At 70.1% G+C, this 23,262-nt stretch carries 26 protein-coding genes and 1 pseudogene; 17 read left to right on the top strand and 10 right to left on the bottom strand.

Annotation, left to right across the window (positions count from 1 at the left end; translation table 11 throughout):
• Positions 1-64 precede the first annotated feature (64 nt).
• Positions 65-265, bottom strand: a complete 201-nt coding sequence (locus tag ACODSY_RS19415) for a heavy-metal-associated domain-containing protein (protein WP_488953527.1) — start codon at positions 263-265, stop codon at positions 65-67.
• A gap of 157 nt (positions 266-422) precedes the next feature.
• Between ACODSY_RS19415 and ACODSY_RS19410 the strand changes: the two genes are divergently transcribed.
• Positions 423-734: a copper-binding protein gene (locus tag ACODSY_RS19410; protein ID WP_488953526.1), complete on the top strand. Its 312-nt coding sequence runs from the start codon at positions 423-425 to the stop codon at positions 732-734.
• A 15-nt stretch (positions 735-749) separates the two neighbouring features.
• Here the strand turns inward: ACODSY_RS19410 and cueR are convergent, their stop codons facing one another.
• Positions 750-1,193, bottom strand: coding sequence for a Cu(I)-responsive transcriptional regulator (cueR, locus tag ACODSY_RS19405; protein WP_488953525.1), 444 nt, complete (start codon positions 1,191-1,193; stop codon positions 750-752).
• A 300-nt stretch (positions 1,194-1,493) separates the two neighbouring features.
• On the opposite strand from cueR, the gene ACODSY_RS19400 reads away from it, so the two are divergent.
• From ACODSY_RS19400 to ACODSY_RS19370, 7 genes are all read left to right on the top strand, one after another.
• On the top strand, positions 1,494-1,874 hold the full coding sequence (locus ACODSY_RS19400) for a DUF305 domain-containing protein (protein ID WP_488953524.1): 381 nt from the start codon (positions 1,494-1,496) through the stop codon (positions 1,872-1,874).
• Positions 1,875-1,960: 86 nt separating this feature from the next.
• Entirely contained in the window at positions 1,961-2,254 is a 294-nt protein-coding gene (locus ACODSY_RS19395; RefSeq protein ID WP_488953523.1) for a hypothetical protein, read from the top strand.
• Positions 2,251-2,691 (top strand): Spy/CpxP family protein refolding chaperone, encoded by a 441-nt coding sequence (locus ACODSY_RS19390; protein WP_488953522.1) that lies wholly within the window; start codon positions 2,251-2,253, stop codon positions 2,689-2,691. The genes ACODSY_RS19395 and ACODSY_RS19390 overlap by 4 nt, the downstream gene beginning before the upstream one ends.
• The gene (locus ACODSY_RS19385; RefSeq protein WP_488953521.1) at positions 2,688-3,272 is read left to right on the top strand and encodes an RNA polymerase sigma factor; all 585 of its coding nucleotides are present in this window, start codon (positions 2,688-2,690) and stop codon (positions 3,270-3,272) included. The genes ACODSY_RS19390 and ACODSY_RS19385 overlap by 4 nt, the downstream gene beginning before the upstream one ends.
• A 13-nt stretch (positions 3,273-3,285) precedes the next feature.
• Positions 3,286-3,789: a YybH family protein gene (locus ACODSY_RS19380; protein WP_488953520.1), complete on the top strand. Its 504-nt coding sequence runs from the start codon at positions 3,286-3,288 to the stop codon at positions 3,787-3,789.
• Positions 3,790-4,140: 351 nt separating this feature from the next.
• Positions 4,141-6,591 (top strand): TonB-dependent receptor plug domain-containing protein, encoded by a 2,451-nt coding sequence (locus tag ACODSY_RS19375; RefSeq protein ID WP_488953519.1) that lies wholly within the window; start codon positions 4,141-4,143, stop codon positions 6,589-6,591.
• 70 nt (positions 6,592-6,661) lie between these two features.
• Entirely contained in the window at positions 6,662-7,126 is a 465-nt protein-coding gene (locus ACODSY_RS19370) for a RidA family protein (RefSeq protein WP_488953578.1), read from the top strand.
• Here the strand turns inward: ACODSY_RS19370 and ACODSY_RS19365 are convergent.
• Positions 7,123-8,070 carry a LysR family transcriptional regulator gene (locus ACODSY_RS19365; protein WP_488953518.1) on the bottom strand — a complete coding sequence of 316 codons (948 nt, stop codon included), beginning with the start codon at positions 8,068-8,070 and terminating at the stop codon, positions 7,123-7,125. The genes ACODSY_RS19370 and ACODSY_RS19365 overlap by 4 nt on opposite strands.
• A gap of 97 nt (positions 8,071-8,167) precedes the next feature.
• Here ACODSY_RS19365 and metC point away from each other — a divergent pair, with 97 nt between their 5' ends.
• Genes metC through ACODSY_RS19335 form a run of 6 tightly spaced genes read left to right on the top strand, consistent with a single transcriptional unit; the run spans position 8,168 to position 13,699 of the window.
• Positions 8,168-9,361, top strand: a complete 1,194-nt coding sequence (gene metC / locus ACODSY_RS19360; RefSeq protein WP_488953517.1) for a cystathionine beta-lyase — start codon at positions 8,168-8,170, stop codon at positions 9,359-9,361.
• Between the two features lie 6 nt (positions 9,362-9,367).
• Complete coding sequence (locus ACODSY_RS19355; protein ID WP_488953516.1) at positions 9,368-10,405, top strand: transporter substrate-binding domain-containing protein; 1,038 nt, start codon at positions 9,368-9,370, stop codon at positions 10,403-10,405.
• A gap of 5 nt (positions 10,406-10,410) precedes the next feature.
• On the top strand, positions 10,411-11,577 hold the full coding sequence (locus ACODSY_RS19350) for an ABC transporter permease subunit (RefSeq protein WP_488953515.1): 1,167 nt from the start codon (positions 10,411-10,413) through the stop codon (positions 11,575-11,577).
• Position 11,578: 1 nt separating this feature from the next.
• Positions 11,579-12,655 carry an amino acid ABC transporter permease gene (locus tag ACODSY_RS19345; RefSeq protein WP_488953514.1) on the top strand — a complete coding sequence of 359 codons (1,077 nt, stop codon included), beginning with the start codon at positions 11,579-11,581 and terminating at the stop codon, positions 12,653-12,655.
• Positions 12,652-13,410, top strand: coding sequence for an amino acid ABC transporter ATP-binding protein (locus ACODSY_RS19340; RefSeq protein ID WP_488953513.1), 759 nt, complete (start codon positions 12,652-12,654; stop codon positions 13,408-13,410). The genes ACODSY_RS19345 and ACODSY_RS19340 overlap by 4 nt, the downstream gene beginning before the upstream one ends.
• A 7-nt stretch (positions 13,411-13,417) precedes the next feature.
• On the top strand, positions 13,418-13,699 hold the full coding sequence (locus ACODSY_RS19335) for a helix-turn-helix domain-containing protein (protein WP_488953577.1): 282 nt from the start codon (positions 13,418-13,420) through the stop codon (positions 13,697-13,699).
• 189 nt (positions 13,700-13,888) lie between these two features.
• Here ACODSY_RS19335 and ACODSY_RS19330 read toward each other — a convergent pair.
• Both ACODSY_RS19330 and ACODSY_RS19325 read right to left on the bottom strand, forming a co-directional pair.
• Positions 13,889-14,230: pseudogene (locus tag ACODSY_RS19330) on the bottom strand (UTRA domain-containing protein); the annotation flags it as partial.
• A gap of 105 nt (positions 14,231-14,335) precedes the next feature.
• Positions 14,336-15,061, bottom strand: coding sequence for an AraC family transcriptional regulator (locus ACODSY_RS19325; protein WP_488953512.1), 726 nt, complete (start codon positions 15,059-15,061; stop codon positions 14,336-14,338).
• A gap of 102 nt (positions 15,062-15,163) precedes the next feature.
• Here ACODSY_RS19325 and ACODSY_RS19320 point away from each other — a divergent pair, with 102 nt between their 5' ends.
• Together ACODSY_RS19320 and ACODSY_RS19315 are read left to right on the top strand one after the other, a co-directional pair.
• Positions 15,164-15,895, top strand: coding sequence for a class I SAM-dependent methyltransferase (locus ACODSY_RS19320; protein WP_488953511.1), 732 nt, complete (start codon positions 15,164-15,166; stop codon positions 15,893-15,895).
• A gap of 3 nt (positions 15,896-15,898) precedes the next feature.
• On the top strand, positions 15,899-17,089 hold the full coding sequence (locus ACODSY_RS19315) for an MFS transporter (protein WP_488953510.1): 1,191 nt from the start codon (positions 15,899-15,901) through the stop codon (positions 17,087-17,089).
• Between the two features lie 99 nt (positions 17,090-17,188).
• On the opposite strand, the gene ACODSY_RS19310 is transcribed toward ACODSY_RS19315, so the two are convergent.
• Positions 17,189-17,965, bottom strand: a complete 777-nt coding sequence (locus ACODSY_RS19310; RefSeq protein ID WP_488953509.1) for an ORF6N domain-containing protein — start codon at positions 17,963-17,965, stop codon at positions 17,189-17,191.
• 194 nt (positions 17,966-18,159) lie between these two features.
• On the opposite strand from ACODSY_RS19310, the gene ACODSY_RS19305 reads away from it, so the two are divergent.
• The gene (locus tag ACODSY_RS19305) at positions 18,160-18,450 is read left to right on the top strand and encodes a helix-turn-helix transcriptional regulator (RefSeq protein ID WP_488953508.1); all 291 of its coding nucleotides are present in this window, start codon (positions 18,160-18,162) and stop codon (positions 18,448-18,450) included.
• On the opposite strand, the gene ACODSY_RS19300 is transcribed toward ACODSY_RS19305, so the two are convergent.
• From ACODSY_RS19300 to ACODSY_RS19285, 4 genes are all read right to left on the bottom strand, one after another.
• Positions 18,440-19,696 (bottom strand): tyrosine-type recombinase/integrase, encoded by a 1,257-nt coding sequence (locus tag ACODSY_RS19300; RefSeq protein ID WP_488953507.1) that lies wholly within the window; start codon positions 19,694-19,696, stop codon positions 18,440-18,442. The two genes, ACODSY_RS19305 and ACODSY_RS19300, sit on opposite strands and share 11 nt — an antisense overlap.
• A gap of 294 nt (positions 19,697-19,990) precedes the next feature.
• On the bottom strand, positions 19,991-21,553 hold the full coding sequence (guaA, locus tag ACODSY_RS19295; protein ID WP_488953506.1) for a glutamine-hydrolyzing GMP synthase: 1,563 nt from the start codon (positions 21,551-21,553) through the stop codon (positions 19,991-19,993).
• A gap of 9 nt (positions 21,554-21,562) precedes the next feature.
• Positions 21,563-22,840 (bottom strand): RsmB/NOP family class I SAM-dependent RNA methyltransferase, encoded by a 1,278-nt coding sequence (locus ACODSY_RS19290; RefSeq protein WP_488953505.1) that lies wholly within the window; start codon positions 22,838-22,840, stop codon positions 21,563-21,565.
• Positions 22,841-22,844: 4 nt separating this feature from the next.
• Positions 22,845-23,252 (bottom strand): MAPEG family protein, encoded by a 408-nt coding sequence (locus ACODSY_RS19285; RefSeq protein WP_488953504.1) that lies wholly within the window; start codon positions 23,250-23,252, stop codon positions 22,845-22,847.
• Positions 23,253-23,262: the final 10 nt, after the last annotated feature.

The following is a 23,262-nucleotide window of genomic DNA, read 5'->3' as shown; positions in this document are numbered from 1 at the left end:
GCGGAATTGCAGAACACGGCCGCGCTGGGCAGGTTCGCGCCGACGCCGCGGCGCAGCGCCGCCCTCATGCGGCGGCGCGGACCCCATGGCCGGCGGCGGTGATCGCGCGTGACACCGCCTCGGCGTCGGCGGGGGTCTGCGCCTCCACCGTTCCCGCCTGAAGATCCACGTGGGTCTCCGCGCGCGGATCGAGCCCTTGCACTGCCCGCGTCACCGCGCCCGCGCAGTGGCCGCAGCTCATCCCTTCGACCTTCAACCGAAGCATCCTGCACCTCCAGGGTTGGCCTCGGCCGCCCAGATGGGGCTTCCCATCATGGCAAGGTCAAGAGGCGGCCGTCCGCAGTGAGGGATCGGCGGCGGCCGCGCGTAATCCTCATCGACGGTCGGCCTCGCCGACCCGCCCCGACCCACCGGAGACCGACATGAAATTCGCCATCATCCTCGCCGGCGCCCTCGCCGTGGCCGCGCCGGCGGCTGCCCAGCATGCCAACCATGGCGCGACGGCCGCCAGCCCGAAGCCCGCCGGCGCGGTGCAGGGCTCGGGCGTGGTCAAGGGCGTCAACGCCAAGGCCGGCACCGTCACCCTGCACCACGGTCCGATCCCGGCGCTGAAGTGGCCGGCGATGACCATGACGTTCAAGGCCGCACCCGAGGTGGTTCAGGCCGCCAAGACCGGCAAGTCGGTGACCTTCACGCTGAACGCGGCAGGCGACCAAGTCCTCTCGCTGAAGTAGGATCGGCCCCTGCGGTCAGCCGCCGAAGCGGCTGCCCGTCGGCCTGCGGCCGGCGGCGGCCGGCTGCGGATCGGCGGACGCCAGGTCCGCCAGGATCGGGCAATCGGGCCGGTCGTCCCCCGCGCAGCAGCCGGAGAGGTGGCGCAGGGTGTCGGCCATCGCCTGCATCTCGGCGATGCGGCCCTCGAGCTCGGCGACATGCTGGTCGGCAATCAGCTTCACGTCGCGGCTCGGCCGGACGCGGTCGCGCCACAGCGAGAGCAGGTTCGCGATCTCGTCGACCGAAAAGCCTAGGCTCCGCGCGCGCTTGATGAAGCGCAGCTCGTTGACGTTGCGCGCGTCGAAGCTGCGGTAGTTGCTGTCCGTGCGGTCCGCTGCGCGGACCAGGCCGATCTGCTCGTAGTAGCGGATCATCTTGGCGCTGACGCCCGACGCGCGTGCCGCCTGACCGATGTTCATCCGAGGCCCTCCCTCGCCGTCTCGCCCGGCGCCCTGGCGCGCCGCCGTCCCGATGCGCCTTCCCACCGTTGGAAGGACAAGCGGGGCGCCACAGGGGATACGCGCGAGCCCGGAGCGATCCCTCAAGACACGCGCCATCGCAGACCTCGTAGGTTCAGGCGCGAAATCGTTCCAGTCTTCGGAAGCTTCCGATGCTTAAAGCGAAGCGCCGCAACGATTGATCCGGTTGCGCTTTAGGTCTCCGCTCGCGTGGAGTTATCGACGGGCGATCGTTTCAATCAAGACGCAGGACGAAACCTCATGCAGACGTCGCGAATCCTCGCCGCCGCCGCGGCCCTCAGCCTCGGCGCGGGCGTCGCCTTGGCGCAGCCGCCGGCCGACCACAGCAAGATGGCCCATGACACGAAGGGTGCGGGGCCGCACAAGGCGATGGCGGACAAGGCCTTCATGACGTCGATGCAGGCCATGGACAAGGCGATGATGGCGGCGAAGGCCCCCACGGTCGACGCAACCTTCGCCAAGAAGATGATCGCCCACCATGAGGGCGCCATCGCCATGGCCAGGATCGAGCTTGAGCACGGCGGCGACGCCCAGGCCAAGCAGATGGCGCAGAAGATCATCGACGAGAGCACGCGCGGCATCGCCGAGCTCCGCGACTGGCTTCGCCAGCACGGCGGCTGACGTCAGGATCCTCACATCCCAGCGGACCTTGCGGGATCGCCGCGCTCCAGGCGTATATCCCTATGAGGCTGGGGCAAGGACCACCGATGTCGAACGATCTCGACCACATGCTCGCCCGTCTGGCGCAGCAGGCGCCGGACACGTCGCTGGACGGCTTTGAGGACGGGGTGTTGGCGGGCCTGGCCCGCCGTCGCGAGGCGGCGCGCGCCTCGCGCGCGCTCACGCCCGTCCGCGCGGCCTCCGTGGGGCTCGCGCTGGCCATGGGGATCACCGCCGGTGGGATGGCCGCGGCGACGACGCTCAGCGAGCCGCACCGGTTCGACACCTTCTCGACCGGGGCGCACCTCGCGCCCTCGACGCTCCTCGAGGGCCGCGGGTGAGCTTCGCTCGCGGCCTGCTGGTCACCATCGTCCTGTCGATCGTGGCGGCCTTCGCCGGCGCGTGGGGCGGCGCGTCCTACATCGTCGCGCGCATGCAGGATCAGCCTCCGCTGCACGAGATGGTGCATGAAAAGCTCGACCTGAGCGCCGAGCAGGAACGCCGCATCGAGGGGCTCGAGCGGACCTTCGCCGCGCGCCGGCAGCGCCTGGAATCGGAGATGCGCGCGGCCAATGCGGAACTGGCCGGCGCCATCGAGACTGAGCACGCCTATTCGCCGGCCGTGCAGCAGGCGGTGGACCGTTTCCACCGGGCCATGGGCGAGCTGCAGAAGGAGACCATTCTCCACGTCCTGGCGATGCGCCAGGTGCTGACGCCCGAGCAGGCGGCCCGTTTCGACGACACCGTGGTGAAGGCGCTCACTGACGAGAGCCCGTGAGCGCGCCGACCGAGCCAACCGACACCGCCCTGGCCCGCCAGGCGGCGGGCGGCGACGAGCGCGCCTACGCGGTCCTCGTCGGACGGCACAAGGACCGGCTTTACGGGCTGTTGCGTCGCTACCTGGGCGATCCGGAGGAAGCGCGCGAGGCGGCGCACGAGGCGTTCATCGCCGCCTGGTCCGCCCTGCCGCGCTACGATGCGGCGCGTCCGTTCGGCGCATGGCTGCGCACGATCGCCGTCAACAAGGCCCGCGACCGCGGACGGCGGCTGGCGTTCCGCCGGCTGATCTTCGGGGACCACCCCCCCGAGGATGCCGGCGCCCACGAACATCCCGACCCGTCGCCGGACGCCGAGGCGACCTTGGTGGACGGCGAGCGCCTGGCGCTGCTCGACCGCGGCATCGCCCGCCTGCCGCCGCCGCTGAAGGAGGCCCTCCTGCTGACCGCCATCGACGGGCTGTCGCAGCAGCAGGCGGCGGAAATCCTCGGCGTCACCGCCAAGACCGTGGAGACGCGGGTCTATCGCGCCCGCAAGATCCTCGCCCAGACCCTCGACCCGTCGCTGCGGCCCGGCCGCTGACCCTGGAGCTCCCATGCACGCCCTCCGCCCCACTGTCCTGATGCTGGCCGCCGCCCTGGCGTTCGCCGGCGCGCCGGCCCTCGCCCACCCGGGCGAACACGGCGCGGCCGCCACCAAGGCGGCGCCCCCGGCGCCGGCCGAAGCGGCTCGCGTGGTCGATGCGTTTCACGCCGCGCTCGCCCGCGGCGACACGGCCGGCGCGCTGGCGCAGCTCGCCGAGGACGCGCTGATCTTCGAAGCGGGCGGCGCCGAGCGGTCCAAGGCGGAATATGCCCAGGCCCACCTGGCGGGCGACGCCGCCTTCGCCCAGGCGGTTCCCGGCAAGCTGGTGCGCCGGACCGGCGGCGTCGCCGGCGCCATCGCCTGGGTCGCATCGGAAGGCCGCACCCAGGGCCGCTACAAGGACCGCGACGTGGACCGGGTCACCACGGAGACCATGCTGCTGCGCCGGGACGGCCGCGCCTGGAAGATCGTCCACGTCCATTGGTCGTCGCGCGCCGCCGCGGCCGCGCACTAGGCGGCGGGCTGCGCCGGCGCCGGCGCCCAGGATTGATCGCACTGCGCCGCCAGCGTTCCCTTGACCTTGTCCCGGGCAAGCCCGAGGGGCGGACGGGACGGAGCCCGACCCGACCAAACCGACGAGCAACACCGTAGAGGCCGGCGGCTTCCGGAGTGTGGTGATCGACGCCCTGGATTCAGGGCAGAGCCATCATAACCTGAATGCATGATGACGCTCAAATCCGCATTTGAAGGGCGGATACCAGCGTGATCGGCTGGGGGTGCGGGTTGCGAACGCGCAGCCACATGACGGCGGAAGCCGATGGGGGTGAATATGGCTCAAAGGCGTGGGGCGGCGCGGACGGCTTTGATGATGTCGGCGACCGGCATGATGTTGGGACTTGCCGGCGCGCCGGGCGCAGTGCAGGCGCAGGAGGCGAGTACCGAACAGCTGCAGGAGGTGGTGGTCACGGGCACCCGTCGGGCGGGCGTCACGCTCACGGAGTCCTCCACGCCGGTGGACGTGGTCTCCGGCGAGACCCTGCAGCGACAGGGCGCTTCGGACCTCAACGACGCCCTGAAGACGGCGGTCGTCTCCCTCAACGTCCAGAAGTTCGTCGCCCAGGACGCCTCGGCGTTCGTGCGGCCTTTCAGCATGCGCGGCCTGCCGCCGGATCAGACCCTCGTGCTGGTCAACGGCAAGCGCCGCCACCGCTCCGCGGTGGTGCAGATCACCAACCAGCCGCTGGCGGCCGGGGCGCAGGGCGTCGACCTCTCCTCGATCCCCGCCATTGCGGTGGACCGGATCGAAGTGCTGCGCGACGGCGCCGCCGCGCAGTACGGCTCCGACGCCATCGCCGGCGTGATCAACTTCCAGCTCAAGCGCCAGAGTGAAGGCGTCACCGCCATCGCCCGCTACGGCCAGTTCTACGAAGGCGACGGCGAGGACTACAACCTTCAGATCAACGTGGGCGTACCGCTCTCCGCCGAGGGCTTCCTGAACATCAGCGGCGAGCTGTCCAGCTCCGCCAAGACGTCCCGGGGCCAGCAGCGGCCCGACGCCCAGGCCCTCATCAACGCGGGCAATACGGCTGTCCCCGTCCCGGCCCAGCGATGGGGCGCGCCGAAGGTCGACGCGGCCCGCCTGTTCTTCAACGCCGAACTCCCCGCGACGGAAGCCGTGACGGCCTACGCGTTCGGCAACTTCGGCCAGGCCTCGGCCGAGTCCGACTTCTTCTACCGGCCGCTGAACCGCGCCGACGTCTTCGCCAGCGTGCCGCTCACCACGGCGCCGGGCGGCCCACGCTTCAGCTTCACCAGCCGCTTCCCCGGCGGGTTCGCTCCGATCTTCCGCAGCAACATGCTGGACATGAGCCTGACCGCGGGGGCCAAGGGCGAAGCCTTGGGCGGCCTGCGCTATGACGTCAGCGCGGGCCTCGCCCAGAACGAGATCGAGTTCAAGCTCGACAACACGGTGAACCCATCCCTTGGGCCGGCCTCCCCATCCTCGTTCCGGGCCGGGGAGCTGCAGCAGCGTGAGGCGCGCCTAAACGCCGACTTCGTCTATCCCGTCGACACGGGCATGTTCGCCGAGCCCCTGAACGTGGCGTTCGGCGCCGAGTACCGGCGCGAGACCTTCGAGATCAAGCCGGGCGAGCCGGCATCCTACCAGGCAGGCCGGTTCGCCAGCATCCTCGATCCCGACACCGGCCGCATCATCGGCCTGGCCGTGGGCTCCAGCGGCTTCCCCGGCTACACGCCCGCCTCGGCCGGCTCATTCTCGCGCAGCAACTGGGCCGCCTACCTCGACCTCGAGACCGAGGTCATGGACAGGCTGACCATCGGCGCAGCCGCCCGTTACGAGGACTTCTCCGACTTCGGCTCCACCTTCAACTGGAAGCTCACCGGCCGCTACGAGCTGTTCGACGGCTTCGCCGTGCGCGGTTCGGTCAACACCGGCTTCCGCGCGCCCACCCCGGGCCAGTCCAACATCTCGGATGTGGCCACCAACATCGACCCGCTCACCGGCGGCCTCCTGCTGATCGCCACGCGGCCGCCGACCGACCCGATTGCGCAGTTCTACGGGGCCAAGCCGCTGAAGGAGGAGGAGTCGATGAACTGGGCGGTGGGCGCCGTCCTCGACGTGGACGGCTGGGTGCTCACCGCCGACTACTTCAACATCGAGGTCGAGGACCGCATCGCGCTCACCTCGCGGATCACCATCACGGCGGCTGACCGCGCGGCGCTGGCGGCCCGGGGCACGCCGGCCGGCGACCTGCAGAGCGTGCGCTTCTTCGGCAATTTCTTCGACACCGAGACCGAGGGCGTGGACGTGGTGCTCTCCAAGTCCTGGGCGACGGAGATGGGCAAGCTCGGCCTGACGGCGGCGGCCAACTACACCCGCAGCAAAGTCACGGAACTGCGCGACGCCCGCGCCGTCGACCGCGAGCGGCGCATCGAGATCGGCAACTTCAATCCCCGCTGGCGCGGCAACGTGACCGGCACGTGGGAGCATGGCCGCTGGAACGTGCTGCTGCGCGCCAACTACTACGGCGAGTGGATCGACGCGGTCCCCAACGCCACGCCGACCGCGCTCTCCTTCGACCAGGAGTTCGGGGCCGAGTGGCTGGTCGACGCCGAGGTCAGCTTCCAGGCCACCGAGCAGCTCTCGATCGCCGTCGGCGCTGACAACCTGCTGGACGCCTACCCGGACAGGGACCGCCGCCAGGCGCAGATCAACAACGGGATCGTCTATCCGCAGTTCTCACCGTTCGGCTTCAACGGCGGCTTCTATTACGTGCGCCTGACCGGCAAATTCTAGCGCGCGGCCTTCCCTTCCTCCCAGTCTCGGGCCGCGCCGCCGGCGCGGCCCCCAGGGGCCTCCCATGACCATGTCCAACATTGAGGCGCGACTCACCGCGCTCGGCCTCACCCTGCCGGCCGCCGGCGCGCCGGTCGCCAACTATGTCCCTGTCGTCGTCGACGACGGGATCGCCGTCGTCTCCGGCCAGCTGCCGCGCGAGGGCGAGCGCCTGATCGCCGGCCGCGTCGGCGAGGACCTGACGGTCGAGGACGGCCAGGCGGCCGCGCGGCTCTGCGGCCTTGCCGTGCTGGCCCAGCTGCGCCACGCGCTGGACGGGGACCTCGACCGCGTCCGCCGTTGCGTGCAGCTGACCGGGTTCGTGAACGCCGCGCCCGGCTTCATCGACCATCCGCAGGTGATCAACGGCGCTTCGGACCTCATGGTGGCGGTGTTCGGGGAAGCCGGTCGCCACGCCCGCGCCGCGGTGGGGGCCGGAAGCCTGCCGTTGGGCGCCGCCGTCGAGGTGGCGGCCACCTTCGCGGTGGCGCGCTAGGCGCCGTCCTCAGGATGCGGGGCGAAGCGGCCGAACCGGTCCTCGCAGGCGCGGGACAGCGCATCGCGGTCCTGCTCCAGCAACGAGACCAGCTCATCCACCAGCCGGGAGCGCGCCCGATGTGGCGGCAGGATCATCAGCGAGCGGAAGGCGATGGCGGGTTCGAAGGGCTTGGCCAGGAGCCCGAGCGCCTCGAAGCGGTCCGAGACGTAGGTCAGGGAATTGGTCAGCCCGATCCCCATGCCCTCCAGGGCGAGCTGGCAGATGGTGGCCGCGAACTGGGTCTCCACCACCACCCGTGGCTGGGCGCCGACGGCGGCCAAGGCCGCATCGAACTGCAGGCGCGCCGTGTCGTCGGGCGCGAGCGAGATCACGGGCTGGCGGTCCAGCATCTGCGGCCGGATGACCGCCTCGCCGGCCAGGGGATGGTCGGGCCGCGCCACGCACACCCCGCGCGTCTCGATGAACGGCTTCACCACCAGGTTGCTGCGGTCGATCTCCTCGGCGCAGAGGCCGATGTCGTATGCGCCCGAGGCCACGAGATTGCGCACCGTGACCGAATTGCCGATCTCGAAGCGGATGGAGACCTCCGGCCGCCGCTCCGCGAAGCGCTTCAGCACCTTGGGCACGAAGGACAGGCCGAGCGCCGCGGAGCTCGCGATCCGCACCGAACCCGTGCCCACGGCGCGCATCCGCGCCACCGACTGGCGCAGCCGGTCCATGCCGACGAAGGTGTCGAGCACCTCCTGGTAGAGCACGTGCGCCTCGGGTGTCGGCGTCAGCCGCGGTCCGCTGCGCTCGAAGAGCTTCAGCTTGGTGGTGTCCTCCAGCCGCTTCAGCGAGCGGCTGATCGCCGGCTGGGAGACGCGCATCAGCTCCGCCGCGGCGGTGGTGGAGCCGGTCTTCATCACCGCGCTGAAGGCTTCGATCAGGGTGAGGTTCATGGCGTCAGCATAACCTCCACGCATGCTTACGCCGCAACTATGAATTTGAACGTCTACCAAGGCCGGGCTACGCCTGGTCCTGCAAGGAGCAGTTGAGATGCGTGACCCCACCCTCTGCGTGACGCCCGGACAGGGGCTGGAGGCGCCGTTCGAGAGCCTCGCGGTGCCGGTGCACCGCGCCTCCACGGTCGTCTTCCCCACCGTCGCAGCCTATCAGGGCCGTCGCGACGAGATCTACGACGGCTTCTCGTACGGCCTCTACGGCACGCCCACGTCGCGAGAGCTGGAGACGCGGCTCGCCCGGCTGGAGGGCGCCGCGCGCACGCTGGCCCTGCCCTCGGGGTTCTCGGCCATCGCGCTCGCCACCCTGGCCGCCGCCGCACCGGGCCAGGAGGTCCTGTTCCCGGACACCATCTACGACACGGTGCGCCCCTTCGCGGACAGGTTCCTGGCCGGTCTCGGCATCGGATCGCGCTACTACGACCCGTTGCTGGGCGCGGACATCGCCGGCCAGCTCACCGACGCCACCGCCCTGGTCTGGGTGGAGTCCCCTGGGTCCATGAGCATGGAGGTGCAGGATGTGCCGGCCATCGCCGCGGCGGCCCACGCCCGCGGGGCGAAGGTGGCGGCCGACAACACCTGGGCGACGCCCCTGCGCTTCAAGCCCCTGGCCCACGGAGTCGACTTTTCGGTCTGCGCCCTGTCGAAATACGTCGCCGGGCACTCGGACGTGATGATGGGCTCGGTCTCGGTGGCCGACGTGGACCTTTACCGTCGGCTCAAGGACCACAGCCGCTTCCTGGGGCTCGGCGTCTCCGCCGACGAGAGCAGCTTGGTGCTCCGCGGCCTCGAGACCCTCGCCATCCGCATGGACCGGGCCGAGCAGACCGCCGGGCCGCTCGCCGCCTGGGCGGCCGGTCAGCCGGGCGTCGCCGAGGTGCGGTTCCCCGCCCTGCCCTCCAGCCCCGGACACGACGTCTTCAAGCGGGATTTCTCGGGCGGCGCGGGCCTGTTCTCGGTCTTCCTCGAGCCGTGGACCCGGCCGGTCCTGGCCGAGGCCGTAGAGTCCCTCAAACTGTTCGCCATCGGTGCGAGCTGGGGCGGCACGCGCAGCCTCGTGGCGGTGCTGGACCGTCCGCCGCCGCGCACGGTTGCGCCGCTTCCCCACGAGGGGCCGGTGGTCCGGTTCAGCATCGGCCTCGAGGACGCCCATGACCTGCAGGCGGACCTCGCCGCGGCCTTCGACCGCATCGCCGCGGCGCGGCCCGACGCCGCCCAGCGCCGGGCCTGAGGCGGCGTGCGCGGGCGCCTTCCCCGGCTCGGCCCGGCCGCCGCGGCGCTGGCGCTGGCGCTCTGCGCCTGCGCGCCCGCGCCCAAGGCCGAGCGCGGCGCCATTCCCAGGATGGTGAAGCGCGACTACGTCACCTGCGGCGCGAGCCAGGGGATCACCGGCCTCTCCCGCCCGGACGAGAAGGGGGTCTGGCGAGGCTTCGACGTCGACGTCTGCCGCGCCTTCGCCGCCGCCCTCCTTGGCGACGCGAACAAGATCCGCTTCATCCCGCTCAACGCGGCCCAGCGGCTGCCGGCGGTGCAGACCGGCGAGATCGACGTGCTCCAGCGGACGACCACGGTCACCTTCACCAGGGACATGGCGATCCGCTTCGTGGCGGTGACCCAGTTCGACAGCGACGTGCTGATCTTCCGCAAGGCGCTCGGGACCGTCAAGCCCGCCGGGCTGGACGGCCGCACGGTCTGCCTGCAGAGCGGCGGCAGCTCCGCCGACAACACGCTCACGCGGGTGGAAGCCGACGAGAAGATCCGTTTCGAGCGGGTCTATTTCGACTCCACCATCACCGCGCGCGACGCCTATTTCTCCGGCCGCTGCGACGTCTATGTGACCGACGGCTTCCTGGGCGCGAGCCAGGTGGCGACCGTGGCCCGCAAACCCGCCGACCATACCCTCGTCTATCTGGACCACCTGCTGCCGCAGGGAGTCGCCATCGCCCGCGGCGACGACCGCTGGTTCGACGTGGTGCGGTGGACCGTGAACCTCCTGATCTGGGCCGAGCAGAACGGGGTCACCCAGGCCAATGTGGACGAGAAGCTGAAGACCGGTCCCGCAGACGTCCGCCGCGTGCTGGGAGCCGACCCGGCGTTCGGCCGCGCCATCGGCCTGGACCCGCGGTGGGGCTACAACGTCATCAAGCAGGTGGGGAACTACGGGGAGATCTGGGAGCGCAACCTGGGCGGCGGCACCCGCATCAAGGCCGAGCGGCGGCTGAACCGGTCCTACAAGGACGGCGGCCTGCTCTTCCCCTTCCCCTGGGACGTCTGACGGTGATGTCGGGCCTGGCCCTTCCCTCGCCCCGACCGCCCCGGCCGCCGCTCGCATGGCAGGCCGTCGCGATCCAGTCGGCCGCGGTGGCCCTGGTGGCCGCCCTCGTGGCACTCGTCGTGGCCACGACCCATTCGAACCTGCAGCTGCGCGGCATCCCCACGGGTTTCGCATTCCTGGGTGACCGCGCGGGGTTCAAGATCGCCGACACGGTGATCGCCTTCGCGCCCGACCACAGCTACGTGCGCGCCATCGCCGTCGGGGTCGCCAACACCCTTTTCCTCTCGCTGCTCGTCTGCGTCGCGGCCACAGTCGTCGGCGCCTTGCTCGGCGTGGCACGGCTCAGCACCAATCCCCTGGTGGCCGCGCTCGCCGCGGTCTGGGTGGAGGCCGTGCGCAACACTCCGCCGGTGCTGCTGCTGATCTTCCTCTATGCGCTCTGGAGCCAGGCCATGCCGGTGGGCGGGGCGCAGGAGGTGCTTCCCGGGATCGTGGCCTCGGTGCGCGGGATCGCCGTGCCGAAGCTTGTCGCGGGCGTCCCGGCCTGGGCCCTGGCGCTGGGGCTCCTGGCCACCGTCGTGCTGCCGATCCTTGCGAGCCTGGCGGCCGGCCGCCGCACGCGCCCGGGCGTCCGGCGCCCGCCATACGGCCTGGCCGCGCTGGGCGCGGCCGTCATCGCCTGGATCGCCGCCGCCGGGCTGGGCGGCTGGACGCTCGAGGTCCCACGCGCCGATGGCGACGACCTGATGGGCGGCGCGCGGCTGACGCCGGAGTTCGCCACGGTGTTCTTCGGGCTCACCGTCTACACCGCGGGCTTCATCGCCGAGATCGTCCGTTCCGGCATCCAGGCCGTGCCGCGCGGCCAATGGGAGGCCGGCCGCGCCCTCGGCCTCGACGAAGGCCAGATCCTGCGTCTCGTCGTGGCGCCTCAGACGCTGCGGGTGATCACCCCTCCCATGACCAGCCAGTACATCAACACGGTGAAGAACAGCACGCTCGCCATCGCCATCGGCTATTCGGAGTTCATGACGGTCATGGGGACCGTGATCAACCGCACGAACCAGCCGCTTGAGGGCACGCTGATCATCGTGGCGGTCTACATGGCCGTCAACCTGGCCCTGGCGTCGGCGCTCAACCTCCTGAACCGCCGCGTCCAGCCGGGGCGGCGCTGAGATGGCCGACACCGCCATCCTCGCCCCGCCACGGCCCCCGTCAGGCGCCGCCGTGCTGGCGAAGCGGCTGTTCGGCAGCCCGCTCAACGTCGTCCTGACGCTGCTGGTCCTCTGGGCGATCGGGTCGGCGGCCCCGCCGCTGATCCGCTGGGCCATCCTGGACGCGGTCCTGTTCCCGGCCGAGCCGGAGGCCTGCCGCGACGCCCAAGGCGCCTGTTGGAGCTTCGTGGCCGCGAAGGGCGGCCAGATCCTCTTCGGCATCTATCCGCTCGAGGAGCGCTGGCGGCCGATGCTGGTCTCGGCGGCCCTCCTCGTCCTGCTCGGCTATTCGCTGCGTCCCGCGGCCTGGCGGCCGCGCCTGGCGGCGCTCTGGGCGCTGGTGCTGCCCGCCACCCTTATGCTGATGTTCGGCGGGTTCGCCGGGCTTTCCTATGTGGCCACCACGATGTGGGGCGGCCTGCCGGTCACCCTCATCCTCACGGTCACCGCGGTCGGCGGGGCGTTTCCGCTGGCCGTTCTGCTGGCGCTGGGCCGCCGCTCCGAGCTGCCGGCGATCCGCATCCTCGCCACCCTCTTCATCGAGCTGACCCGGGCGCTTCCCCTGCTCAGCATCCTGTTCATCGCCTCGATCCTGCTGCCGCTGCTGGTCCCCGAGTGGCTGCTGCCCGACAAGTTCTTCCGCGCGATGATCGCGCTGCTGGTGTTCGCGGCGGCGTACCTGGCCGAGGTCGTCCGAGGGGGCTTGCAGGCCCTGCCCTCCGGCCAGGCGGAGGCGGCCCAGGCGCTCGGCCTCGGCTACTGGCGCATTCAGCGCCACGTCGTCCTGCCGCAGGCCCTGGCGGTGGTGATCCCCAGCCTCACCAACACCGTCATCGTGATGATCAAGAACACCAGCCTCGTCCTGGTGGTGGGCCTGTTCGACCTGATCAGCTCCGGCCGGGCGGCGTTGGCCGACCCCGAGTGGAGCTCGCCGGCGATGGAGACCTACCTCTTCATCGCAGCCATCTACTTCGGCCTCTGCTTCGGCTTCGGCCGCTTCGCCGCCGCCCTCGAACGTGACACCCGGACCGACGCATGACCCTGCCTGCCGCATCTCCCGACCGTCCCGCCGTCGAACTCGTCGGCCTGCACAAGTGGTATGGCGACTTCCACGCTTTGCGCGGCGTCGATCTCACCGTGGCGGCGGGCGAGCGCATCGTGATCTGCGGCCCGTCCGGCTCGGGCAAGTCGACGCTGATCCGCTGCATCAACCAGCTTGAGCGGCACCAGGCCGGAACGGTGAGCGTGGATGGGGAGGAGGCCACGGCCGAGCCCAAGCGGCTGCAGGCGATCCGCCGCAAAGCCGGCATGGTGTTCCAGGGCTTCAACCTCTTTCCGCACCTCACCGTGCTGCAGAACTGCACGCTGGCGCCGGTCCAGTCCGGCGGGGCGACGCCCGCCGAGGCGGAGGCCTCCGCCCTGTCGCTGCTCGAGCGCGTGCGCGTGGCGGACCAGGCGCACAAGCACCCCGCCCAGCTGTCCGGCGGCCAGCAGCAGCGCGTGGCCATCGCACGCGCCCTCTGCATGAAGCCGAAGATCATGCTGTTCGACGAGCCCACCTCGGCCCTGGACCCGGAGATGGTCAAGGAGGTGCTCGACACCATGATCGGCCTGGCGCGCGAGGGCATGACCATGCTGGCGGTCACCCACGAGATGGGCTTCGCGCGCCAGGTCGCCGACCGCGTCGTGTTCATGGACCAGGGTCAGATCCTCGAGGCCGGGCCACCGGCGGACTTCTTCGAGCGCCCGCAGCACGAGCGGACGCGGGCCTTCCTCGGCCAGCTTCTCCACTGACACGGGGATGCCCTTCGGACGCCGCCCGAACCCGGTCTTCAGCGCAGACTATGCGGGGGCCCGTGCGGTGCTCTTGCGGGCGCGCCGCCGCGCCGGGTTCTCTCAGCGGGCGCTTGCCCAAGCGCTCGGGAAGGCGAACTCGCACGTGACGCGCATCGAGCGAGGCCAGCGCCGGATCGACCTGCTCGAGTTCCTGGCGATGGCCCGGGTCCTGGGCTGCGACCCGGTTGAACTCTGCTCGGAGGTGGTCGCGGAACTCGCGCGCCTCGACGCCGCCTCCGCCGGATAGGTTCGGCCGCCCGCTACCGAGGGCGCAGCTTCGCCGGCGGCGCGCCGCCCGAACCTTGCGGCGCAAACCGCGCCACCAGGTCATAGGCATCGCCCGGGAAGGTACGCCGGACATGGGTGATGCGGTCTGCCCCCGCCAAGTGCCGCGCTCCATCACCAGGCAGGCGACGGTCAATTCCAGGGTCAGCAGGGCGGCGGCCGCCTTGGAGGGGTTGGCGGCGTTGATCCGGTGCTCGGCCTCGGTCCATGTGACATGGCCCAGCAGCCAGCTGCCGGGCGCGGTCGCGGCGAAATCCACGTCGCGCGCCTCGGGCACGGTCTCGAGATTGATGAGACGCTCCTCGAGCGCGAAGTGACGCTGGCTGGCCCTGTGCAGGCAGCGCAGCGCGAACACCTCGACCGGCTGCGCCGCGTCAAGCCGCCCTAGGTCGCCGCCTCGCGCGCAGCGCACGTCGCGCGCCAGCAGGTCGTGGGCGTACGGCTCGCCGCGGGCGGTCACCTCGGCGGGGATGTCCGGGATGTCCAGCACCATCGAGTGGATCCTGGGCCTCGCCACGAAGGTCCCGAGTTTGCGCTGGCGGATCAGGCCGGCCTCGGCGAGCGGAGCCATGGCGGCGGCCTCGCCAAACGCAGTGCGCTAGGTTCCGGTCTTGCGTCGGAACGCGCTGCCGGGTGTCACGCCTGTCGCCGCGCGGAAGGCGCGGATGAAGTTGCTTGCCGCGCCAAATCCGAGGTCGAGGCCCACGGTCGTCGCCGCTTCCCCCTCGGCGAGCCGCACGAGGGCGGCCTTGAGGCGAACCTGGCGACGGTAAGCGCTGAAGGTGATCCCCGCCTGGCGTTCGAACGCTCGCGCGAGGGTCCGCGCGCTCACCCCGAGCTCGGTCGCCCACGCCTCGAGGGTCCGTTCGTCCCCCGGGGCGTCCGAGAGCGCAGCCGCAATGGCGGGCAGATGGGGTCCCGAGAGCTGGGGAATGAACAGCGTCGGCGCCCGTTGGGGTCGCACATGATCGGCAAAAACATGCGCCAGGCGCCGCGCCTCGGGTCGTGAGGCTGCCGAAGGAACCGCGAGAATGATCTCGCGCAGAAGTGGGCTGACGGCGATCACGGTCGGCTTCGCCGGCAGCCGCTTCAGCAGGCGGCCCCGGCAGTAGACGCTCACCATGTCGAACCCCCGGGAGGTCTCGACCCGGTGCCTTTCGCCAGCCGGCAGCCAACAGGCTTGCAGCGGCGGCGTCACCCATTGGCCCTCGCGGGTGTGCAGCACCATCACGCCCCGATCCGGGTAGATCAGCTGCGCCTCGGGATGGTCGTGCCATACGCCGGCAAAGCCAGCCTCGAACCGCGCCCACTCCGCGATCAGCATGGAACGCAACTCCTGTCCGACGAAGAATACTTTCCGTCCGAATAGCATCTATCCGACAGGACCCGCAGGCCCGCATCTGGCGCTTCTTCGAGGAGCCCGAGCATGCAACTGCCCCTGATGATCCCGCCGGCCGAAGGACGGCCGCTTGAGCGCGCTCACAAGACCTACAAGCGGCGGCTGCTGGACGAGGTCCTGGAGCTCGCCCCGGCGTCGCTGCTCGAGGTCGGCTGCGGTGCCGGCCAACTGCTTGCCGACCTGCGGGACAGAGGTGTCGCTGTCGCCGGCGTCGAACCGGAGCCTCTGGCGTTCGAAGCTGCAAAGGCGCGTGGCCTCGACGTCCAAGCCGCACGCGCCGAGGCGCTGCCGTTCGCGGACCGCACGTTTGACCTGGTGGTGTTTGACTATACCGCCCACCACGTGGAACGGCTCGGCAGGGCCCTGGCCGAAGCGGTGCGGGTCGCGCGGCGCGGCGTCCTGGTGCTCGACAGCTGGTATGACGACGACCTCCCTTGCCAGCGCGTGGCGCGGAGCTACGACGCCTGGCTGAAGCGGGCCGACCGTCGCCTCGGCTATGTCCACAACCCCTCGATCGCGGCCGCAGAATTCGTCCGGATCCTGGCCGCAGCGGGCGACCTCGAGGTGCGCTACAGCTACGCTCTCGTGCTCACCCCCTTACCGCTGGCCACCATCGAGGCGACCACCCGACGTCGCCTGGCCGAGATGGCTTCGCCGCCCGACCTCGCCAGCGATCTCGCGCTGATCCTCGACGAGGCGCGTCAGCACGGGATCAGCGACGACGGATGCATCCTCCTTCGGGCCCTGCGGCCCGACTAACCCATGCGCATTCTCCTCGGCCCGCCGCGGGAGGCCGGACCGCCGCGCATTTCGCACCCCGTCTATGTGGTGGCTGCCCTGGACGCCCTGTCGGTCGGGATCATCCTGCCCGCCCTTCCCCACCTGGCGGCTTGGGGCGCCGCCCAGTTCCTGAGCGCGCCCCTCATGGGGAGCCTGGCCGATCGTTTCGGCCGCCGACCTGTTCTGCTCGTGGCCCTGGCGGGCCTGGCCGCCGACGCCCTCTTCATGGCCGTCGCGCCGAGTCTCACCTGGCTGTTGGTGGGCCGCGCGATCAGCGGCGCGCTCGCCGCCAGCGTCATCGCCTGCAGCGCGCACGTCATCGACGTCAGCCTGCCCGAAGAGCGCGCCCGCCGCCTGGGTCTGTTGAGCGCGGCCTGGTCGATCGGGCTCATAGCTGGACCCCCGCTTGGCGGCGGCCTCGCCGACATCCACATGCGCCTTCCGTTCGTGGTCTGCGCCCTGAGTGCGGCGGCGACCTGGCTCTACGCCGCCCTGCGCCTGAAAGAGTCCCTGCCCGCCGATCGTCGGCGAAGCCTGTCACCCTTGCGTCAAGCGTGGCCGTTCCGGGGCGTGATCGAGCTCCTCGGCCGCCCGGGACTTCGTGCGCCGGCGCTTGTGTTCGGCCTCGCCGCCTTGGCGGACCAAGCCTTGCCGACGTTCTTCGTTCTCTGCGTTATTGAACGGTACGGCTGGAGCGTCGGCGCGGCCGGCCTGGCTCTCACGGCGTTGGGCGTTGGTCGGATCGTCGTGCAAGCTTTTGGGGTCGAGAGACTGGTGCGACGGTATGGCGAACCTCCGACCCTCATCTTTGGACTGATGAGCCTGATGCTGGCGCTGCTGGTGTTGGGGCTCGCACCGGATGGCAAGACCTTCCTTGCGGCTCTGCCCCTCTACGCCGCAGGCGCCGTGGGGGCCCCCACGCTCGCGACCATCCTCTCGATGCGGGTGAGTGACGCGCAGCAAGGGCAGTTGCAGGGGGCGAACACCGCCCTTCAGGGGGCGGCCAGCGCGATCGGCCCCCTGATTTTCGGCGGGGCGTACTCGCTGGCTGCGGGCCCTCTCGCATCCGCGCCGCGCGGCGCGGGAGCCATGCTTCTGGCGGGCGCGCTGTGCGCGCTCGCCACAGGGGTGGCTTGGGCAAGCGTCAGCAAACGGGCGGCGGACAGGCGCTAGGCGCCGTGTCTTGAGCCGGCGGTTCGGGCGAACGTTCGCGATGCTGGGTCGGTCCTGCGTAGACCAGCGCCACCTCACGACAAGCGGGTCCTGAATATCTCAGGAGGCGCGGCCGAGGTCCTCCAGGACGGTGAGGAATGCATCCGTCTGGCCTGCGGCGAACGCCCGCTCGGCTTCGATGACCAGCCGCAGCCGGCGGGCCAGCAAGCGCAGCTCGATCTCGTTCGCCTCGGCTTGGCTCTTGGCCGCTGTCGCCTTAGCGAGTTCCGCCTCGGCCAGGAGCTTGGCGGCCCGCGCAGCAAGCTCTTCATTCTCCAGGCCCGGGCGGCCGAGCCGGTCCTTCAGGTGCTGGATCGACTGCGCGATGAGCTCCTGCGCCTCCTCCCGCACCGTCGACTGGGCGCGTTGGTCGACGACGGTGTCGAGGAGCCGCTCAAGGGTCCTCTGCAAGCGCGGTCCCAGGCCACTGGACGCTGGCAGCGTTCCACCGGCGTGACGCGCGGCAACGAAGGTCTCGACGACGAGCCGCATGGCATGAATCGCCGGCTCGGAATTCAGGATTGTGGCGACCATAACCACGCCATGTTCGGTGAAGGCCCAAGGCGCTGTCCGACGGCCGCCCCGACCAGACTTTGATATCGCAATCTGCGATGTCAAAGCCGCAAACTCGTCAGCGGTCAGCTGGAAAGCGTAGCCGCTGAAGCGATCGAGGTTCCGCTTCAGCTGCTCGTTCAGTCGGAACGTCTGGACGCCGAAAAGGCGTGCGAGGTCGGTGTCCAAGGCGATGCGCTGGCCTCGAAGTTCGTAGGTGGGAAAGTTTCCCCCCGTCGCCTCGGGCGAAGGATGCGGCCACGCGGCGATGAGCTCATTCGACATTCGCCCGACATAGGCAAAATGGCCTCGACTGATGAGGGCGCAACTTCCCCCTGAAGAGAGCGGACTGGAACCAGCATGCTGCGCCATCTGGGCCAGCCGGCGCGCCAAGTGCGCCGGGAGTGAGACTACGCCCTTCCCCCCGCCGAGACGGCCTAACATTCTGAGTCGCTCAGGCAGACGTATGGAATGTCGCGATGAACTTGGACACCCAACGCTCGGAGTCGGCTCGCTTTGTCGTCCGCCAATCCATCCGCAGGGACAGGCTTCGGCAAATGGTCCCGCTGGCCGACACCACAATCTACGAGATGGAGCAACGCGGCGAGTTTCCGCGCCGGTTCAACCTCACGCCGCGATGCGTCGCGTGGGATCTCGCGGAAGTCGAGAATTGGCTCGTAGCCCGGCAGCAGGCGTCCGACGCCGGCCAAGTCGCCCGGGCGCCGGCCCCCGACGTCCGGCAGCGACGCGCGCGGCCGGTCAGACCGTAGAGTCGAGCGGACCGATCTCCATCGCCGGCGGAAGCAAGGTCGGCTTCAACCTGCGCCCTTCCACCCACGCGTCGATCAGGTTGGCCCATTCCTGAAGCATGTGCCGGCGCTGGGGCTCGTACTGCGCCTTGTTGTAGACGCCGCGAGAAGAGCGGCCGTCCTCATGCGCCAGCGCCTTCTCAATCCAGTCACTGTTGAAGCCCAGCTCATTCAGCAGCGTCGAACCCGTTCTGCGCAGGTCGTGCACCGTAAAAGGCTCAAGCGGCAGACCTTCCTTCTGCGCGCGGGCCGCCACCGCGGTTGTCACCCGGTTGAAGGTGGCGCGCGACATCGGGGCGTCCGCGTCGTAGCGCGACGGCAACAAGTACCGCGAGTTCCCGGCGCAGGTCTTCAGCGCGATCAGGATGTCTAGGGCCTGGTCGCAGAGGTAGACGTTGTGGGCCTTGGACCGCTTCATCCGTTCCTTCGGGATGGTCCAGACCGCGTTCTCGAAGTCGACCTCGTCCCACGTCGCGTCCTGAAGCTCGCTCTTCCGGACCATGGTCAGCAGGATCAGCCGCAGGCCCAGGCGGATCGTCGGCAGGGTCGGGACATGCTCCAGCTGCTTGAGCATGATCCGGATCTCAGTCGGCGAGAGCGAACGATCCCGGGCGACAAAGGTGGCTATGGAGGCTGGCCCGACATCGTCCGCCGGGTTGGCGACCTTCTCTCCGTGCAGGATGGCGAAGCCATAGATCTGCTTCAGGATGTCGCGAACGAGAACCGCCGTGGCCGGCGCGCCCCGCGCCTTCACCTTGCCGCAGAGCGCCCGCAGGTCGTCCGGCGTGATCTCGGTGAGAAGCCGGTTGCGCAGCACCGGAAGCATGTCGCGTTCGTAGATGCCCCGCCGCATCGCGCGGGTGCTGTCGGCCATAGGCGCCTCGCTGAACCAGCGCTCGCCGAACTGGCCGAAGCTCTTCGCCTCCTTCAGGCGCCGCTTCTCGCGTTGCTTCTCCCGGGCGGGTGACTGCCCTTCCGAAACGGCGCGGCGCGCGTCGATGCACTTCTCCCGCGCCCGCGCGAGCGAGATGCCGGCCGATCCGTACTTGCCGATGGTCAGGGTCTCGCGTCGTCCGTGCAGGCGATAGTCGTAGCGGAATGTGACGGCCCCCGAGGTCGCGACGTGGACGTACATCCCGTCTCGGTCGGCGACCTTATAGGCCTTGTCCTTGGGGCGGAGGTTTCGCAGGGCGGTGTCGGTTAGCATGGCAGGCGCTCGGGAGTGGATTACCGTCACCCCTTTTCAGGGGCCGTCGACGTGCCATTTTCCCTGTTATTTCTGCAACTTACGTCCTCAGAAATACCGTCAGGCCCATCGAACGGCCTGACGGTATGAGCACGAGGGGCCCTGGGCAAGCTAGGCCGCTACCGTCAACGCTACCGCCATCCCAGATCGCTGGCGGGCGATAGAGAGCGATAGACCTAGAGGTATTTCACTTATTGTTTCAGTGTGATATAGCGATAACTTGATCGCCGCCGATAGCTCCCGAACGCTATCAACTTACTCCCACTCGATGGTGCCGGGCGGCTTGCTGGTCACGTCGTAGACGACTCGGTTGACGCCCCGCACCTCGTTGATGATCCGCGTGGCGCAGCGGCCCAGGACCTCCCACGGGAACTCGAAGAAGTCGGCGGTCATGCCGTCGGTGGAGGTGACGGCGCGCAGGGCGAGCACGTCCTCGTAGGTGCGGGCGTCGCCCATGACCCCGACCGTCTTCACGGGCAACAGCACTGCGAATGCCTGCCAGATGCTGTCGTAGAGACCCGCCTTGCGGATCTCCTCCAGGTAGATGGCGTCGGCCTGTTGCAGGACAGCGACCTTCTCGCGGGTGATCTCGCCGGGAATGCGGATCGCCAGACCGGGGCCCGGGAACGGATGGCGGCCGACGAACGCGGGCGCCAGGCCCAGTTCCACGCCCAGGGCGCGGACTTCGTCCTTGAACAGCTCGCGCAGCGGCTCGACAAGCTTGAGCTTCATATAGTCCGGCAGGCCGCCGACATTGTGGTGGCTCTTGATCACGGCTGAGGGGCCGCCGCTGGCCGACACGCTCTCGATCACGTCAGGATAGAGCGTGCCCTGGGCCAGGAAGGCGGCTCCTTCGATCTTGGCGCTCTCCTTGTCGAAGACCTCGATGAACAGGCGGCCGATGGTCTTGCGCTTGGTCTCCGGGTCGGTGACGCCGGCGAGCTCACCCAGGAAAAGATCAGACGCGTCAACGTGTACGAGCGGGATATTGTAGTGATCCCGGAACAGGGTGACGACCTGGGTCGCCTCGTCCTTGCGCAGCAGGCCGGTGTCGACGAACACGCAGGTGAGCTGGTCGCCGATGGCCTCGTGGATCAGGACGGCGGCCACCGAGGAGTCCACGCCGCCGGACAGCCCGCAGATCACCTTGGCATCGCCCACCTGGGCGCGGATCTTGGCCACCTGCTCCTGGCGGTAGGAGGCCATGGTCCAGTCGCCCTTCAGGCCGGCGATGCGGTGGGTGAAGTTGCGCAGGATCAGCGCGCCACGCGGCGTGTGGGCCACCTCGGGGTGGAACTGGATGCCGTAGAACCGGCGGCCCTCGTCGGCGATCACGGCGTAGGGGCTCCCCTCGGACGTGGCGACCACCGAGAAGCCCTGCGGTATGGCGGTGATCTTGTCGCCATGGCTCATCCACACGGTCTCGGTGTGGCCGAGGTCGCCTAGGCCCTCCAGCAGGGGGCTCTCGTGCTGCAGCTTGATTTCGGCGCGGCCGAACTCGCGGTCGTGGCCGCCCTCCACCGCCCCACCAAGCTGGGCGCACATGGTCATCTCGCCGTAGCAGATGCCGAGCACCGGAACGCCGAGCTCGAAGACCTTCTGCGGCGCGCGCGGGCTCTCGTCCTCATGCACGCTGGCGGGGCCACCCGAGAGGATGATCGCCTTGGGCCCGAAAGCGTCCAGGCGGGCGTCGTCGACCTTGTCGTAGGGATGGATCTCGCAATAGACGCCCGCCTCGCGCAGCCGGCGCGCGATGAGCTGGGTCACCTGGCTGCCGAAGTCGACGATCAGGACCTTTTCGTGGGCGGGCGTGGTCATGGGGCTCCGTCAGCGGGCTTTTTCCAGCACCGCGACGTAGAAGCCGTCGGTGCCGGAGGATCGGGGGGTCAGGCGCAGGTCGCCATCGGCGGTCAGGTGAGGTTCGAGCTCGGGCGTGGCGGCGGCGGGCCGGCGGGCGAACTCGGGGTGGCGGGCCAGGAACGCGGCGACGCGGTCCTCGTCCTCGTCGGGCAGCACCGAGCAGGTGACGTAGACCATGCGGCCGCCGGCCTTCACGAAGCCCGCGCCGTCGTCGAGGACCAGGTCCTGGTCGGCCTGGCGCTTGGCGAGCGTCTCGGGCGTAAGGCGCCACTTGGTGTCGGGGTGGCGGCGCCACGAGCCCGTGCCGCTGCAGGGCGCGTCGATGAAGACCACGTCCATCTTGCCGGCCAGATCCTTCAGCGGCTCCGGGTTGAGCGGCGTGCGGACCTGGAGGTTGCGCACGCCGGCGCGGTCGCCGCGGCGGACCGTGTCGGTCAGGCGGCGCGCGTCGCTGTCGTAGGCGTAGATCTGGCCGGTGTTGGCCATGGCGGCGGCCAGGGCCAGCGTCTTGCCCCCGCCCCCGGCGCAAAGGTCGAGCACCTGCTTGCCCTTCACGTCGCCCGCGGCCGAGGCGGCGATCTGCGAGCCCAGGTCCTGGACCTCGAACCAGCCCTTGGAGAACTGCGGGATGGCCTCGACGGCGCCGCTGCGATCGGCGGCGGCAGGCGCGGCCACGCGCAGGGCGTTGGGCATCAGGCCGGGCGGCCGCGCGTCGAAGGTTGTCAGCGCCTTCAGGGCTCGGACCGGGTCGGTCTTGATGGTGTTGACCCGCAGGTCCACCGGCGCGCGCTCGGCCAGGGCCGCGCCCTCGGCGGCGCGATCGTCGCCGAACACTCGGGCGAACGAGGCGTCGAGCCAGTCGGGATAGTCGCCGCGCACGGCGGGCGGGGCGTCGGCCAGGTCGCGCGGGGCGGCCAGGGCCGCCCGCTCGGCGTCGGTGAGCGAACCATGGCCGTGGACCTCGTCGCCCGCCGCCTCGGCGATGCGATCGATAGGCCAGTCCCAGTGGAAATGTAGCGTGCCGAGCACCGCCGCGCGCAGGCTGTCGTCGCCCATGCGCCAAGCCAGGGTGCGGCGGCGGCGCAGGACATCGAGCACCAGCCCTGAGATGAAGGCGCGGTCCTTGGAGCCCGCGTAGCGCGCGCCCTCGCCCCAGTTCTTCATGGCGAGGCGGACGGGCTTATGGCGCGTCTCGATCTCGGTCAGAACCTCAATGGCTGCGGTAACGCGTCCGCCGTCTCGCATCAGGTCACCTGAACAGGGCCGCGAGCACCATGACCAGGCCGGCCATGGCGGCCAGCCAGACCAGGGTGCGGATCGTCGGGACGCCCGAAGCATAGAGGGGCGCGTAGAGGGCGCGGGCGCCGACGTAGAGGCCGCAGCCCCAGATGGTCAGCGGCGTGCCCAGCTTGCCCGCCACCGCGCAGGCCAGGACGGCGGCGGCGAAGAAGGGGAAGGTTTCGGCGAAGTTCCAGAAGGCGCGGTCGAGGCGCGCGGCCACACCGCCCAGCGGCATGGGCGTGTCGCGCGGACCTGCCGCCCACTTCAGGTCACCCTGTTGCGCGCGGGCGGCCGCAGCAGCCCAGAGCAACTGCACCAGGCCCACCACGATCGCCGCGCCGAGGAGTTTCAGCTCCACCGCCAGTTCAGTCCCCATCGTCGCCCCT

It is taken from the genome of Phenylobacterium sp. FG114, assembly GCF_057809855.1.
This window is presented reverse-complemented; position numbering and strand designations above follow the sequence as displayed.

Excerpts from the sequence above, each read along its gene's own strand:
- ACODSY_RS19415 (WP_488953527.1), bottom strand. The coding sequence starts at position 265 with ATGCTTCGGTTGAAGGTCGAAGGGATGAGCTGCGGCCACTGCGCGGGC.
- ACODSY_RS19410 (WP_488953526.1), top strand. The coding sequence starts at position 423 with ATGAAATTCGCCATCATCCTCGCCGGCGCCCTCGCCGTGGCCGCGCCG.
- cueR (WP_488953525.1), bottom strand. The coding sequence starts at position 1,193 with ATGAACATCGGTCAGGCGGCACGCGCGTCGGGCGTCAGCGCCAAGATG.
- ACODSY_RS19400 (WP_488953524.1), top strand. The coding sequence starts at position 1,494 with ATGCAGACGTCGCGAATCCTCGCCGCCGCCGCGGCCCTCAGCCTCGGC.
- ACODSY_RS19395 (WP_488953523.1), top strand. The coding sequence starts at position 1,961 with ATGTCGAACGATCTCGACCACATGCTCGCCCGTCTGGCGCAGCAGGCG.
- ACODSY_RS19380 (WP_488953520.1), top strand. The coding sequence starts at position 3,286 with ATGCACGCCCTCCGCCCCACTGTCCTGATGCTGGCCGCCGCCCTGGCG.
- ACODSY_RS19375 (WP_488953519.1), top strand. The coding sequence starts at position 4,141 with ATGATGTCGGCGACCGGCATGATGTTGGGACTTGCCGGCGCGCCGGGC.
- ACODSY_RS19370 (WP_488953578.1), top strand. The coding sequence starts at position 6,662 with ATGTCCAACATTGAGGCGCGACTCACCGCGCTCGGCCTCACCCTGCCG.
- ACODSY_RS19365 (WP_488953518.1), bottom strand. The coding sequence starts at position 8,070 with ATGAACCTCACCCTGATCGAAGCCTTCAGCGCGGTGATGAAGACCGGC.
- metC (WP_488953517.1), top strand. The coding sequence starts at position 8,168 with ATGCGTGACCCCACCCTCTGCGTGACGCCCGGACAGGGGCTGGAGGCG.
- ACODSY_RS19350 (WP_488953515.1), top strand. The coding sequence starts at position 10,411 with ATGTCGGGCCTGGCCCTTCCCTCGCCCCGACCGCCCCGGCCGCCGCTC.
- ACODSY_RS19345 (WP_488953514.1), top strand. The coding sequence starts at position 11,579 with ATGGCCGACACCGCCATCCTCGCCCCGCCACGGCCCCCGTCAGGCGCC.
- ACODSY_RS19340 (WP_488953513.1), top strand. The coding sequence starts at position 12,652 with ATGACCCTGCCTGCCGCATCTCCCGACCGTCCCGCCGTCGAACTCGTC.
- ACODSY_RS19335 (WP_488953577.1), top strand. The coding sequence starts at position 13,418 with ATGCCCTTCGGACGCCGCCCGAACCCGGTCTTCAGCGCAGACTATGCG.
- ACODSY_RS19325 (WP_488953512.1), bottom strand. The coding sequence starts at position 15,061 with ATGCTGATCGCGGAGTGGGCGCGGTTCGAGGCTGGCTTTGCCGGCGTA.
- ACODSY_RS19320 (WP_488953511.1), top strand. The coding sequence starts at position 15,164 with ATGCAACTGCCCCTGATGATCCCGCCGGCCGAAGGACGGCCGCTTGAG.
- ACODSY_RS19315 (WP_488953510.1), top strand. The coding sequence starts at position 15,899 with ATGCGCATTCTCCTCGGCCCGCCGCGGGAGGCCGGACCGCCGCGCATT.
- ACODSY_RS19310 (WP_488953509.1), bottom strand. The coding sequence starts at position 17,965 with ATGTCGAATGAGCTCATCGCCGCGTGGCCGCATCCTTCGCCCGAGGCG.
- ACODSY_RS19305 (WP_488953508.1), top strand. The coding sequence starts at position 18,160 with ATGAACTTGGACACCCAACGCTCGGAGTCGGCTCGCTTTGTCGTCCGC.
- ACODSY_RS19300 (WP_488953507.1), bottom strand. The coding sequence starts at position 19,696 with ATGCTAACCGACACCGCCCTGCGAAACCTCCGCCCCAAGGACAAGGCC.
- guaA (WP_488953506.1), bottom strand. The coding sequence starts at position 21,553 with ATGACCACGCCCGCCCACGAAAAGGTCCTGATCGTCGACTTCGGCAGC.
- ACODSY_RS19290 (WP_488953505.1), bottom strand. The coding sequence starts at position 22,840 with ATGCGAGACGGCGGACGCGTTACCGCAGCCATTGAGGTTCTGACCGAG.
- ACODSY_RS19285 (WP_488953504.1), bottom strand. The coding sequence starts at position 23,252 with ATGGGGACTGAACTGGCGGTGGAGCTGAAACTCCTCGGCGCGGCGATC.